Source organism: Mycolicibacterium wolinskyi (genome assembly GCF_002101965.1).
Taxonomy (GTDB): Bacteria; Actinomycetota; Actinomycetes; order Mycobacteriales; family Mycobacteriaceae; genus Mycobacterium; species Mycobacterium wolinskyi.
The window spans coordinates 258,939-272,355 of the sequence record NZ_LQQA01000010.1; the positions used below are offsets into that span (position 1 = coordinate 258,939).

Here is a 13,417-nt window from a genome sequence, read left to right on the forward strand (position 1 = left end):
GCGTAGTGGAGCTTCCTCCATACAGGTGCTCTCAGGAGGCTGCCTAGCCTGCGGTAATGCCGCAGACCACCAGTGCGCAGCAGATGTGTGAGCTCAGCCTTGCCCGCGCCCACACCCCCGCTGCCCGCTCGACCATGATCACGATGACCGCTGATCGGGCCCGTCGTGAAGCCTTCGACAGTGATGCCCGTCGGCTGCGCGGCACCCTCCGCAGCACAGTCGACGGCATTCCGGTGGTGTGGAAGGACCTGTTCGACGTCGCCGGCACCGTGACCACCTGCGGGTCGTCTTCGCGGCTCGATGAACCGCCCGCGCAGGCGGACAGCACGCTCGTGCGCCGCCTCCGTGCGCTCGGCACGGTCACGGTCGGCAAGACCAACCTCAGCGAGTTCGCGTTCTCAGGGCTCGGCATCAACCAGCACTTCGGTACACCGATCAACCCGCTGGATGCGGCGCGCGTACCTGGCGGATCCTCCTGCGGTGCCGCTGTTGCCGTCGCCGTCGGGGTCGCGAAGCTGGCCGTCGGCACCGACACCTCCGGCTCAGTGCGTGTCCCGGCCGCATTCACCGGCTGCGTCGGCTTTCGGGCGAGCCACCACCGCTACGGGCCCAACGACTTTCACGCACTGTCGCCGACCCTGGACAGTGTGGGGTTCATAGCGCGCTCGGTCGGCGACATCCAACGTGTCGACCGGCTGTTGGTGCGCGGGCAACATCCCGTCCCACCGGCATCGCAGCTGATCATCCCGGCAGGCGAATGGGTCGACGACTGCAGTCCCGGCGTGCACGCGTCGTTCACGGCAGCCGTCGAGGCGTTACGGCGCAACGGAGTCGTCGTCACCACCCGCGAGTTGCCGTCACTGCGGCAGGCTCAGCGCCTACTCGACACGCACGGCACGATCGTCGGCGCCGAGGCCTACGCGGCATTCGGGGCGCTGCTTGCCGACCCGGCCGCGATGGAGGCGGCGACCCGACGTCGGTTGCGCCGCAATGCCAGTGCCGCGGTGGCCCCCTTGCGCGCGGCGATGCCGTTGCTGCGCCTGCGATTCCGTGCCGAACTCGGAGGCGCGATAATGCTGTGTCCGACGGTGCGCCACGAACCGCCACACATTGCCGACCTGCTCGCCAGCGCTGCGGCGTACGACGCCGCCAACGCGTCGACGCTGCGCACCACGATGGTGTTGAGCTATCTGGGCGCGTGCGGGGTGACCCTGCCCGTGCCCGGGGTCGACGACGAATTGCCGAGCGGGTTACTGCTCTCAGCGCCTGACGGGGACGACGGCGTTCTACTCGCTACGGCAACCGAATTCAGCCCGCCCGAGGGCCGCGAGCGACCGCAAAATGCCGCCGGATAGCGGCGTGTCGGCGTACAGACACGGTCGCTCGCGGTGTCGAGTCAGCCGGTGACCAGCGAAACCGAATTCGCGCGGCGGAGCTTGCCCGACGGCGTCTTCGGGATGGTGCCGGGGCCGAGCACGACGACGTTGCGTGGCCGCACGTCGACCTCGGAGACCACCTCGTGGGCCACCTGATGCTCGATGCGACGCACCTCGGCCGGATCCTGCCAGGCGTTGGATTCGACTGCGACAGCGAAGGTTTCGCGTGAGTGCCCGGCGTCCAGGCGCACCGCCACGGCGCAGCCGGGGCGCACGCCCTCGACGCGGCCCGCGGCGCGCTCGATGTCGGTCGGGTAGATGTTGCGCCCGGCCATGATGATCACGTCCTTGACGCGGCCGCACACGACGACGTTGCCTTCTTCGGTGATGTAGCCGAGGTCGCCGGTGTCGTACCAGCCGTGCTCGTCCTGCGCAGGCAGGAAGCCGCCCATCGTGATGTAGCCGGGGGTCAGCGATTCCCCGCGCAGCTCGATGACGCCGACCCCGCGGGCGGGCATGACCTCACCGTTCTCGTCGACGACGCGGGCCTCGAGGTCCTTGAGCAACGGGCCGAGCGAGGCCAGCCGCTTGGTGTTGCCCTTGGTGGCGGGCACGGCGCGGCGCAGTGCGGCCAGCAGGTCGGCGTCGACCTCGTCGACCACCAGGCCGGCGTTGCACGGCGAGAACGACACCGCCAGGCACGTCTCGGCCATGCCGTAGGCCGGCAGGATCGCCGATGACTTGAGCCCGAACGGCTTGCCCGCGTCCAGCAGGTCCTCGACGTCGGCCGGCTCGACCGGCTCGGCACCCGACAGCGCGAACCGCAGCGTCGACAGGTCGAAGTCGCCGGGCTTGGCCTGCCGGCGCAGCCGCTTGGCCAGCAGCGCGTAGGCGAAGTTGGGCGCCGCCGTCATGGTGCCCTTGTACTTGTCGATCAGCTTGGCCCACAGCAGCGTGTCTCGCAGGAAGTCCATCGGCGTGACCTTGACGAGCTCGGCGCCGAAGTACATCGGGATGGTCAGGAACCCGACCATGCCCATGTCGTGGAAGCACGGCAGCCAGCTGACCATGACGTCCTTGTCGACGTCGTACTCCGCGCCGATGAACATGGCCTCGGCGTTGGAGTGGATGTTGCGGTGCGTGATCTGGACGGCCTTGGGCGATCCTGTCGACCCGGACGTCAACTGCATGAGAGCCAGATCGTCCTCGCCGGTCTCGACGGGGTCGATCGGGTCGGCGGCCAGCAGGTCGGCGACCTTGAGGACCTTGACGCCCTTCTCCTCCAGTACCGGGATCGCGACGAGGAACGGCTCGGAGACGATGACGGCGTCGGCCTCGATCATGCCGATGACGTTCATGGTGTCCTCGGCCCACACCGCCAGGTCGGTACGCGGGGTCGGCTGGTGCAGCATGGTCAGGCTCGCGCCGCGCATCCACACGCCCTGCGCGGTCGGCGCGATCTCCACCGGGAAACCGGCCAGGACGCCGACGGCGTCGCCGTGATTGATTCCGGCCGCGGCCAGACCGCCTGCGATACACCGGGCGCGCTCGTGCACCTCGCCCCAGGTGTGTCGCACCGGCTCGTGCGGCTCACCGGTCACCATGCCGCGCTTGCTCTCACGAGCGTTGCGGTACATCTTCTCGGTGAATCTGCTCACGACGACCTCCTAGGTGCCGGCGTCATTGCCCGGCTATCCATGCTCCGCCCTGTGCGCGGCGCTTTTAAGTAGGCACACGCACACAATTGGGCAGCAGTTATGTCTCGGTTCGGTGATGACTCCCGTAAGGGCACAGCCACCGCCCGCAACGTTGCGGGAGTAAGGGCACCGGTACCGGCTACAGGCCTGCAGAACCGCCCGCCCACACCTGCGGCGGGCGAAGTCGCGTCCGATGCTTGACCGCTAGCTTTCACCGTCGATCATCTTAAGAGACCCTTAAGTAGCTGCCAAACTCTCGCGACAATTGAGGCCTGTGTCACACCCCGCGCCCGTCAGACCGACGGCGACGGAGCAGGGACGACGCGGGCCCCGTGCACCGGTCCGCTGGCGACCCGGACCGTCCGGCACACGCCGGCCCCCGCCAGCTCAGCGCCGACGTCGACGGCCGCGGTCGATGACGGGCACAAGAACGCGCACGTCGGCCCCGAGCCGGACACGATGCCGGCCAGCGCGCCTGCCTCGACGCCTGCCCGCAGGGTGCGGCGCAGATCGGGATACAGGCTCAGCGCGGCCGGTTGCAGGTCGTTGCCGAGCAGCGCGGCGAGCTCGGCCGGATCGCCCGAAGCCAGCGCCGCGAGCACGGGCTCGGGCTCCTCGGCGCGCGGCAGCTCACCGCGGCTCTCGTCGGCCCGCAAGCGGTCGAGCTCGCCGAAGACCTTCGGCGTCGACAGCCCGCGGTGCGCGAACGCCAGCACCCAGTGGAACGTATTGCGCGCCAGCACCGTCGCGAGCTCCTCGCCGCGCCCGGACCCGAGCGCGGTCCCGCCGTGCAGCGCGAACGGCACGTCGCTGCCCAGCTGGGCCGCAAGGGCATGCAGGTCGCGTCGCGGCACGCCGAGCTCCCACAGCGTGTTCATCGCGACGAGCACCGCCGCGGCGTCGGCACTGCCACCGGCCATGCCGCCGGCGACCGGGATGGACTTCTCGATGCTGATCGCGACGTCGGGCGCACGGCCGACGTGCTCGGCCATCAGCACCGCGGCGCGCCACGCCAGATTGCGCTCATCGGTGGGCAACGATTCGACGCCCTCGCCCGACAGCGTCAGCGACAACACGTCGGCGTTGCGCACGGTCACCTCGTCCAGCAGCGAAACCGCGTGGAACACCGTCGTGAGGTCGTGGTAGCCGTCGTCGCGCAGATCGCCGACCGCCAGGTACAGGTTGACCTTGCCGGGCACACGCACCGTCACCGACCCAGTGGGAACCCACTCGGATGCGGTACTGCCGTCGGATGCGGACACGGCCACGACACTATCGCCGACCGGTCCATACCGTCGCTGAACCTAAGCTGTGATGGTGGAGTCACCCGGCGAGACGATCGCGGGATACGCCGTCGAAGAGGTCGTGGGCCGCGGCGGCTGGGCCGTGGTGTACCGGGCCCGCGACGGCGCCGGGCGTGCGGTCGCACTCAAAGTGCTCGACGATGCGCACCGTGAACCCGATCATCTCGCGCGGTTGCAGCGCGAGTTCGACTTCGCCGGGCGCGTCGAGCACCCCAACATCGTCAAGGTCTTCGAAGCCGGGCCGGCCTGGCTGGCCATGGAACTGATCGACGGCGGAACCGTCAGCGCGCTGCCGACGACCGGTGAACGCCTGACCGCGCTGCGACAGATCGCCGCCGCACTCGACCATGCGCACCGGCTCGGAATCGTGCACTGCGACGTCAAGCCGACGAATATTCTTGTGGACCAATCGGTCCCGGCTGACCGGCCGAGGGCGGTGCTGATCGACTTCGGCGTGGCGCATTCGGTCGCCGAGGACGTGGCCATGCGCCTGTCACACGACGGCGGACGTCTCACCCTCGACCCGGCCAAACGGATCGCCCGCCAAGCCCAGGGCCCGCATCCGCAGGTGCAGGCGTCACTGCCCTATTCGGCGCCCGAATTGCTTTGCGGCCGTTCGCCTTCGGCCGCCACCGATGAGTACGCCCTGGCCTGCACGACGGTCGAGCTGCTCACCGGGTCGCCGCCGTTCGCCGCCAAAACCGCGATGGGCATGGTCGACCAACAGCTGCAGGCCGCGCCGCCACGCATCTCACGGCAACTCGACTGGATACCCCACGCCGTCGACTCGATCCTCGCCAAGGCTCTGGCGAAAGACCCCGAGCGGCGCTATGACTCGTGCGCCGAGTTCATCGGCCTGATCGCCAACGCGCTGCGTTGAAAACGACGAAATGGTCGCGCACCGCGAAAGGTGGACGACCATATCGTCGATCTCAGCGCCCTAGGTGGCGCGGATGGTCTCGGCCGTCTTGCTTTCCCAGGCGTCGCCCGCGGCTTCCTTCGCCCGCTGCAGCAGCCGGACGAAATCGGCGATTCCGAGGGTCTCGCCACGACGCGACGGGTCGATGCTGGCAGCCAGCAACCGCTCCGCCGACTCATTGCCCGACCCGGCCCACTCCGCGAACGCGTTACGCGACGTCTTGCGACGCTGCGCGAACCCGATGTCGATGAGGTTGAACACCTCGTCGCGGAACTCCGCGTCCATCGGCCATGCCGGATTCTCGTACCGGTCGAGGCGGACCAGCCCGGAGTACACCCGCGGGATGGGCCAGAAGACCGTCGGCGAGACCATGCCGTGCCTGCGCACGTTCCCGTAGAAACGCATCTTGGCACTGGGCACGCCGTAGTCCTTGCCGCCCGGCTCCGCGGCCAGGCGTTCGGCCACCTCGGCCTGCACCATGACCATGACCGTGCGAATCGACGGGAACTCGGCCAGCAGGTGCAGCAACGCGGGCACCGCGACGTTGTACGGCAGGTTCGCAACGAGCGCCGTGGGCTGCTCGGTGAGATCGGCCGGCATCAACGTCAGGATGTCGCGGTTGAGCACCGTGAGACGGTTGATCTCACTGTGCGAGTGGTCGGCGATCGTGGCGGGAAGTTGCCGTGCCAGCAGCGGATCGATCTCCACTGCGGTGACGCGCGCCCCGCGATCCAGCAACGCAAGTGTCAGAGAACCGAGTCCCGGCCCGACCTCGAGGACATGGTCGTTTCGATGGACACCGGACGCAGACACGATGCGCCGCACTGTGTTGGCATCATGGACAAAGTTCTGCCCAAATGATTTGCGTGGCCGAAAGTCGATCTCTTTGGCCAAGCGTCTTATCTCGGTCCGCCCGAGCAGTCGAATAGTCAGCGCGCCCCAATCCTCCCGCTACAAACCGGCCAGGCTCCCCAACCTTGCCGGGCTTGCGTCACCGTAGCAATCGCAATCTGCTCTTCTCTAGTCGCCAAGTCGGCTCTCGGAGCATACCGCAGACCGCCGCTTCTCTCCCAAGTGTTTTGATCAAATTGAACACCACCGTAAAAACCGTTACCAGTGTTAATGGCCCAGTTACCTCCGGCTTCGCACTGCGCAAGCGCGTCCCAGGCGGCCGCGTTGGTAACCGGCGGCACTTCGGTGCCCGGCTTTGCTCCCACTCGGAGCACACCGTCGCGGGCCGGATTGATAACGACATTGGCTACTGGCAGCCTGCCGGTTTCCACCCCGTTTACCTTTGCGACGGCAAAAGTTACATCCTGGGTGCCCGGCGCACCCGGATCCTCGACGACCTGACGGCTCATGTTGAGGGTGACGTCCTCGATTCGCTTGTTGCCCGGGGCAAGAGGCACGCGTTCGGTCACCTTCTCGATGCGCATGCGCGTCACCTGGATCTGCATACCGTCGATGACCGGCGACGATGCGGCAGGAACGACGGTGTCGTTCTGCTCGAGCGGAACACCGGCGGCCCGCAACAGGCCGGCGACGTTCGGCGCCGCGAGATGCACCGTCGAGACCACTCCCCCGTCGTCGATCTGCACGGTCTTGGGGCTGACCACGGGCAGGGCCATGCCGGCCAGCGGCACCCGGCTGCCGCGCGACGCCGCGGCGGGCGCCTTGTCGGTCATCCGCAGCTGCGCGAGCGCCTCGTCGACGGTCGATGCGGTGGTCCAAACCTGCTTGCTGTCTTGACCATCGAGCGACAACTGCAGCGGCCGGCTACGGCGGAGCACGATGGTGTCGGACTGGTGCACGGCCTGCTCGGCGGCCGGGTAGAGATCGTCACGCTCGCCGACGTCGAACCCGTTCTCCTCGACGACGTCGATCACGCGGGACTTCATCGTCGTCACCGTCATGGGCGATCCGTCGACGCTCAGCGTCACCGTCTTGTGCGACGACACGGCGTAACCACCGGCCGCGGTGAGAGTCACCAACAGGGCGCCGACGACGCCGCGAAGCAGGGGGGATCGGGATTCATGAATTTTGTTCAGCGCGTCCACGGTTCTCGCGTTTCGGTTCTGCCGGCACAGTTCACCGCCGGCCAGTCGGAGCGTTTGATCACAAGACGGTAACGAATCGGTCTAGGACCGGCAACTCCCGTTAAGTCCGTACACCCGCGCCGCAGTGGCTGCGGTCTCGGACGCGACTTCCTCGGCGGGCCGGTCCAGCAACTCTGCGAGTGCCCGGACAGTGTATGGCAGGCAATAGGGCTCGTTCGGCGCTCCGCGGTACGGGTGCGGCGTCAGAAACGGCGCGTCGGTCTCGACGAGCATCTGGCCGGCCGGGATCAGCCGCGCGGCTTCCCGCAGCTCATGCGCGTTCTTGAAGCTGACGGTGCCGGACAGGCTCAGCACCCAGCCGGCGTCCACACATGTGCGAGCCATGTCCGGTCCGGACGAGAAACAGTGGTAGATCACAGTCTCGGGCGCACCTTCGGCACGCAGCACGTCGAGCACCTCGGCGTCGGCGTCGCGGTTGTGGATCATCAGCGGCTTGCCGCTGCGCTTGGCCAGGTCGATGTGCCAGGCGAAGCCGTCGCGCTGCTCGGCCGGCGTCGCGCAGCCGTCGAGCCGGCCGGGCCAGTACATGTCCATCCCGGTCTCGCCGACCGCGACCACCCGCGGATGGGCGGCCAGCCGCTCCAGGTCGGCCTTCGCGTCGTCGGTGAGCGCATTGGCCCGCGTCGGGTGCAGCGCCACGGCCGCGTAGACCCGATCGTCGGCGTCGGCGGCCGTGGTCACCCAGTGCGCCGACGCGAGATCGTCGGCGATGGTCACGACCTGCTGCACGCCGACCGCGGCCGCCCGGTCGAGGATGGCCCGCACGTCGTCGGCCGTCTCGGCGCCGCACGCATCGAGATGGGTGTGCGCGTCGACCAACGGCGTCAACGGATCCGGGGCGGGCGGCTTGTCCCTGGCTGAGCGTTTGGAACTCACCACCGAACAATAGAGTGGGAGCCCTGATGAGCAAGCCTGCCTACTACATCACCACGGCCATCGCCTATCCCAACGGTGCGCCGCACATCGGCCACGCCTACGAGTACATCGCAACCGACGCGGTCGCGCGGTTCAAGCGGCTCGACGGCTTCGACGTGCGGTACCTGACCGGAACCGACGTGCACGGCCAGAAGATGGCCGAGACCGCAGCCGCCGAGGGCGTCACCGCCGCCGAGCTTGCCAACCGCAATTCCGACGTGTTCCAGCGTCTCCAGGAGAAGCTCAACGTCTCCTTCGACCGGTTCATCCGGACCTCCGACGCCGACCATTACGAGGCGTCCAAGGAGATCTGGAAGCGGATGAACGAGGCCGGTGACATCTACCTGGACTCGTACAAGGGTTGGTACTCGGTCCGCGACGAGCGGTTCTTCACCGAAGGTGAGACCACCGAGCAACCCGACGGCACGCGCATCGCGACGGAAACCGGCGCGCCGCTCACCTGGACCGAGGAACAGACCTACTTCTTCCGGCTGTCGGCATACGCCGAGCGGCTCCTGGCGCACTACGACGCGCATCCGGAGTTCATCGCACCCGAAGTGCGCCGCAATGAGGTGAAGAGCTTCGTGTCGGGCGGACTACGCGATCTGTCGATCTCGCGCACCACGTTCGACTGGGGTGTGCCCGTCCCGGACCATCCCGATCACGTCATGTACGTGTGGGTGGACGCGCTGACCAACTATCTGACCGGCGTCGGATTCCCCGACACCGCGTCGGAAGCCTTCCAGCGGTACTGGCCGGCGGATCTGCACATGATCGGCAAGGACATCATCCGGTTCCACACCGTGTACTGGCCGGCATTCCTGATGTCAGCGGGCATCGAACTGCCGAAGCGGGTATTCGTACACGGCTTCCTGCTCAACAAGGGCGAGAAGATGAGCAAGTCGATCGGCAACGTCATCGACCCGGTGAACCTCGTCGACACGTTCGGCCTCGACCAGGTGCGCTACTTCCTGTTGCGCGAGGTGCCGTTCGGCCAGGACGGCAGCTATAACGAAGAGGCCATCATCGGCCGCGTAAACGCCGACCTGGCCAATGAGCTCGGCAACCTCGCGCAACGCTCGCTGTCGATGGTCGCGAAGAACCTCGACGGTGTCGTCCCCGATCCGGGTGAGTTCACCGACGACGACACCGCGCTGCTGGCCGCGGCCGACGATCTGCTGGAACAGGTGCGCGCACACTACGACGTGCCTGCGATGCACCTTGCGCTGGAGGCGATCTGGTCGGTGCTGGGTGCGGCCAACCGCTACTTCTCCGCGCAGGAGCCGTGGGTGCTGCGCAAGTCCGACGCTCCCGCCGACCAGGCGCGGTTCCGCACCGTGCTCTACACGACGCTGGAGGTGGTCCGCATCGCGACACTGCTGACCCAGCCCGTGATGCCCGAGTCGACGGCCAAGCTGCTCGACCTGTTGGGCCAGCCCGCCGACGAGCGCAGCTTCACCGCGATCGCGACCCGGATCAAGCCCGGCGTCGCGCTCCCGTCCCCGACCGGCGTGTTCCCGCGCTACCAGGCGGACTGACGTGGCCGAACTACATCCCAAGCTGCAGGCCATCTTCGAGGAAGTGACGCGCCGCAACGCCGGCGAGACGGAATTCCACCAAGCCGTCACCGAGGTGCTCATGAGCCTCGGGCCGGTCGTCGCCAAACATCCCGAATACGCCGACAACGCGGTGATCCGCCGGCTGTGCGAGCCCGAACGGCAGATCATCTTCCGCGTGCCGTGGCACGACGACTCCGGCACCGTGCAGATCAACCGCGGGTTCCGCGTCGAATTCAACTCGGCGCTCGGGCCGTTCAAGGGCGGGCTGCGGTTTCACCCGTCGGTCTACCTCGGCATCGTGAAGTTCCTCGGCTTCGAGCAGATCTTCAAGAACTCGTTGACCGGCCTGCCCATCGGCGGCGGCAAGGGCGGATCGGACTTCGATCCCAAGGGCCGCTCGGACGCCGAGGTGATGCGGTTCTGCCAGTCCTTCATGACCGAGCTCTACCGTCACATCGGCGAATACACCGACGTTCCCGCCGGCGACATCGGCGTCGGCATGCGCGAAATCGGTTACCTGTTCGGCCAATACAAGCGGATCACCAACCGCTACGAGTCGGGCGTCTTCACCGGCAAGGGACTGACGTGGGGCGGATCGCAGGTCCGCACCGAGGCCACCGGCTACGGCACGGTGTTCTTCGTCGACGAGATCCTGCGTGCGACCGGGCAATCCTTCGACGGCAAGCGCGTCGTGGTGTCCGGCTCGGGCAACGTCGCGATCTACGCGATCGAGAAGGTCCACGCGCTCGGCGGGATCGTGGTCGCCTGTTCGGATTCGGGCGGCTACGTGGTCGATGACAAGGGCATCGACCTCGAGATCATCAAAGAGATCAAGGAGGTGCACCGCGGCCGCATCGATGACTACGTCGAAGCCCGCGGCGGCACATCGCAATTCGTCGCCGACCGCAGTGTCTGGGAAGTGCCGTGTGACATCGCGCTGCCCTGTGCGACGCAGAACGAGGTGTCCGAGACGGATGCCGGCCTGCTGATCGAATCGGGCTGCCGGATAGTCGCCGAGGGCGCCAACATGCCGTGCACACCCGAGGCCGTCAAGCTGTTCGACCAAGCCGGCGTGACGTTCGCACCGGGCAAGGCCGTGAACGCCGGCGGCGTCGCCACGAGCGCATTGGAGATGCAGCAGAACGCGTCGCGCGATTCGTGGACGTTCGACGAGACCGAGGAGCGTCTCGCCGAGATCATGCGCCGCATCCACGATCGCTGCCTGTCGACCGCCGACGAATACGGGCAACCCGGCAACTACGTCGCCGGGGCCAACATCGCGGGGTTCATCCGGGTCGCCGACGCGATGCTGGCGCTCGGCCTGGTCTGAGCGATCATCGAGGTGATGTAGACCACAGGCGCGGCCTGGCTGTCACATTCCGGCGACGCGCGGTGTCTTGAGGGCACAAGCCTTTGAAAGGAGACACTCGTGACCAACCAGACACCACACGTAGTCGTCATCGGCGGTGGATACGCCGGCGTCCTGGCCGCCAACCACCTGCAGAGCAACCCGCGCGTGGCGATCACCCTGGTGAACCCGCGGCCGACGTTCACCGAGCGGATCCGGCTGCACCAGATGGCGGCAGGCAATTACGACGCCGCCGCGGACTACGCCGAATTGCTGGGCGACCGGGTCCGGCTCGTGGTCGACGGTGCCGAGCGCATCGACGCCGACATTCGTCAGGTGCAGCTGGCCTCGGGGGACGTGCTGGACTACGACTATCTGATCTACGCCGTCGGCAGCACCGGCGGCGTGCCGGCATCGGTGCCGGGCGCAGCCGAATTCGCCTATCCGCTCAGCGAATTCGAACAGGCCCAACGCCTGCGGGCCCGGCTGCAGGACGTGCCGATGTCCGCGCCCCTTGTGGTGGTCGGTGGCGGCCTGACCGGAATCGAGGCCGCGAGTGAGTTCGCCGAAGCGGGACGCAACGTCACCCTCGTCACCGATGTGGTCGGGGCTTCCCTCGGCGTCCAGGCCCGGCGCTCGGTGGTCAAGGCGCTCACGAAACTCGGCGTCACGATCGTCGATGGGCCCGACATCCTGGTCGCATCGGTTTCCGCGACTGAGGTGTTCATGGCCGACGGCAATCGGCTGCCCAGCGCGGTGACCGTGTGGACCACCGGATTCGGTGTCCCCGGCCTGGCCGCGGCCAGCGGTCTGACCACCGACGGACTCGGCAGGCTGCTGACCGACGAAACCCTCACGAGCGTCGACGATGCCCGCATCGTCGCGGCCGGCGACGCCGCATCGCCGTCGGGCGTGCCGCTGCGGATGAGCTGCCAGGCCGCCGGGCCCATGGGCGTGCAGGCCGCCAACACGGTCCTCGCCCGCATCGCCGGGGAGAAGCCGGCCGAGCTGAACCAGGCGTTCAGCGGGCAGTGCATCAGCATCGGCCGTACCTTCGGAACTGTGCAGATCTCGCATTCCGACGACACTCCGCGACGCATCTACATCGGCGGGCGCACCGCGGCTTTCGTCAAAGAACAGGTCTGCCGGGCCACCTTGACCTTCATGCGCAAGGAAGCCCGCAAACCCGGCTCGTACTTCTGGTTCAAGGGCGGCGACCGGGAACACCAGATCGCCGAGGCACGCAAGGAGGCCGTGGCGCGATGACGTCACCCAGCGCGGGTAACTCGACCGAGCACGCCGAACGGTTCACGCTGCTGCGGCCGTTGCTGTTCACGATTGCCTACGAAATATTGGGCACGGCAACCGAATCCGACGACGTGCTGCAGGAGAGTTACCTGCGCTGGGCCGAGGTGGACCTGGCGACCGTGACCGACACCAAGGCCTATCTGGCCAAGCTCGTCACCCGCCAGGCCCTCAACGCGCTGCGCGCCGAATCTCGGCGGCGCGAGGACTACGTCGGGCCGTGGCTGCCCGAGCCGCTGCTGCTCGACCACCGCGACGGCGCGGCCGACGCGGTGCTCGCCGAGTCGGTGTCGATGGCCATGCTCGTGGTGCTGGAGACGTTGACGCCCGACGAGCGTGCGGTGTTCGTGCTGCGGGAGGTGTTCGGGTTCAGCCATGACGAAATCGCCTCGGCGATAGGCAAATCCGGGAGCGCCGTGCGGCAGATGGCCCACCGGGCTCGCGAGCACGTGCAGTCGCGGCGCAAGCGCTTCGAGCCGGTCGATCCGCAACTCTCGATGGAGGTCACCGCGCGGTTCTTCGCGGCGGCCTCGACCGGTGACATGGACACGCTGCTCGAGGTGCTGGCACCCGACGTCGTGTGGACGGCCGACAGTGCGGGCAAGCGCAGCGCCGCCCGGCGCCCGGTTTCGGGCGCCGTGGCGGTGGCCCGGCTGGTCATGGGCCTGGTGCGGATGGGCGGCGAGTCCGCGCGCGTCGAGCCCGCGATGTTCAACAACTCCCCCGCACTCAAGCTCTACCTCGGCGACAGCTTCGAAGGCGTGATCACCGTCGAGATCGTCGACGGCCGCATCACCCACTTCTACGCGATGCGCAATCCCGACAAGCTGACCGGCGTCGACATCCCGCGGACGATCAGCCGCTAGCGTTCTGCCAC

Annotated in this window: 11 protein-coding genes; 6 read left to right on the forward strand and 5 right to left on the reverse strand. The window is 67.6% G+C overall.

The annotated features are described in order from the left end of the window. Positions 1-56: 56 nt before the first annotated feature. Positions 57-1,355, forward strand: coding sequence for an amidase family protein (locus tag AWC31_RS09995; protein ID WP_085144130.1), 1,299 nt, complete (start codon positions 57-59; stop codon positions 1,353-1,355). A gap of 41 nt (positions 1,356-1,396) precedes the next feature. Here AWC31_RS09995 and AWC31_RS10000 read toward each other — a convergent pair whose 3' ends face one another. Both AWC31_RS10000 and AWC31_RS10005 read right to left on the reverse strand, forming a co-directional pair. Beyond that, positions 1,397-3,034, reverse strand: a complete 1,638-nt coding sequence (locus AWC31_RS10000) for a fatty acyl-AMP ligase (RefSeq protein WP_067844347.1) — start codon at positions 3,032-3,034, stop codon at positions 1,397-1,399. A 332-nt stretch (positions 3,035-3,366) separates the two neighbouring features. Further along, complete coding sequence (locus AWC31_RS10005; RefSeq protein WP_085144310.1) at positions 3,367-4,335, reverse strand: 4-(cytidine 5'-diphospho)-2-C-methyl-D-erythritol kinase; 969 nt, start codon at positions 4,333-4,335, stop codon at positions 3,367-3,369. 52 nt (positions 4,336-4,387) lie between these two features. Between AWC31_RS10005 and AWC31_RS10010 the strand changes: the two genes are divergently transcribed. After that, positions 4,388-5,257, forward strand: coding sequence for a serine/threonine-protein kinase (locus tag AWC31_RS10010; RefSeq protein WP_110775007.1), 870 nt, complete (start codon positions 4,388-4,390; stop codon positions 5,255-5,257). Positions 5,258-5,317: 60 nt separating this feature from the next. Here the strand turns inward: AWC31_RS10010 and rsmA are convergent, their stop codons facing one another. The 3 genes from rsmA to AWC31_RS10025 all read right to left on the reverse strand — a co-directional run bounded on the left by rsmA (position 5,318) and on the right by AWC31_RS10025 (position 8,289). Then, on the reverse strand, positions 5,318-6,229 hold the full coding sequence (gene rsmA / locus AWC31_RS10015; RefSeq protein ID WP_067844343.1) for a 16S rRNA (adenine(1518)-N(6)/adenine(1519)-N(6))-dimethyltransferase RsmA: 912 nt from the start codon (positions 6,227-6,229) through the stop codon (positions 5,318-5,320). Then, positions 6,226-7,353 (reverse strand): resuscitation-promoting factor, encoded by a 1,128-nt coding sequence (locus AWC31_RS10020; RefSeq protein WP_067844340.1) that lies wholly within the window; start codon positions 7,351-7,353, stop codon positions 6,226-6,228. The genes rsmA and AWC31_RS10020 overlap by 4 nt, the downstream gene beginning before the upstream one ends. Before the next feature lie 81 nt (positions 7,354-7,434). Further along, a complete protein-coding gene (locus AWC31_RS10025; protein WP_085144311.1) occupies positions 7,435-8,289 on the reverse strand; it encodes a TatD family hydrolase in 855 nt (284 codons plus the stop codon). A 26-nt stretch (positions 8,290-8,315) separates the two neighbouring features. Here AWC31_RS10025 and metG point away from each other — a divergent pair, with 26 nt between their 5' ends. The 4 genes from metG (at position 8,316) to AWC31_RS10045 (ending at position 13,406) form a co-directional block, all read left to right on the forward strand. Next, positions 8,316-9,866, forward strand: a complete 1,551-nt coding sequence (gene metG / locus AWC31_RS10030; RefSeq protein ID WP_085144132.1) for a methionine--tRNA ligase — start codon at positions 8,316-8,318, stop codon at positions 9,864-9,866. Between the two features lies 1 nt (position 9,867). Beyond that, positions 9,868-11,217 (forward strand): NADP-specific glutamate dehydrogenase, encoded by a 1,350-nt coding sequence (gdhA, locus tag AWC31_RS10035; RefSeq protein WP_085144133.1) that lies wholly within the window; start codon positions 9,868-9,870, stop codon positions 11,215-11,217. Between the two features lie 99 nt (positions 11,218-11,316). Beyond that, positions 11,317-12,501 carry an NAD(P)/FAD-dependent oxidoreductase gene (locus AWC31_RS10040; RefSeq protein WP_085144134.1) on the forward strand — a complete coding sequence of 395 codons (1,185 nt, stop codon included), beginning with the start codon at positions 11,317-11,319 and terminating at the stop codon, positions 12,499-12,501. Then, the gene (locus tag AWC31_RS10045) at positions 12,498-13,406 is read left to right on the forward strand and encodes an RNA polymerase sigma-70 factor (RefSeq protein WP_085144135.1); all 909 of its coding nucleotides are present in this window, start codon (positions 12,498-12,500) and stop codon (positions 13,404-13,406) included. Before AWC31_RS10040 ends, AWC31_RS10045 begins: the two co-directional genes overlap by 4 nt. Positions 13,407-13,417 lie beyond the last annotated feature (11 nt).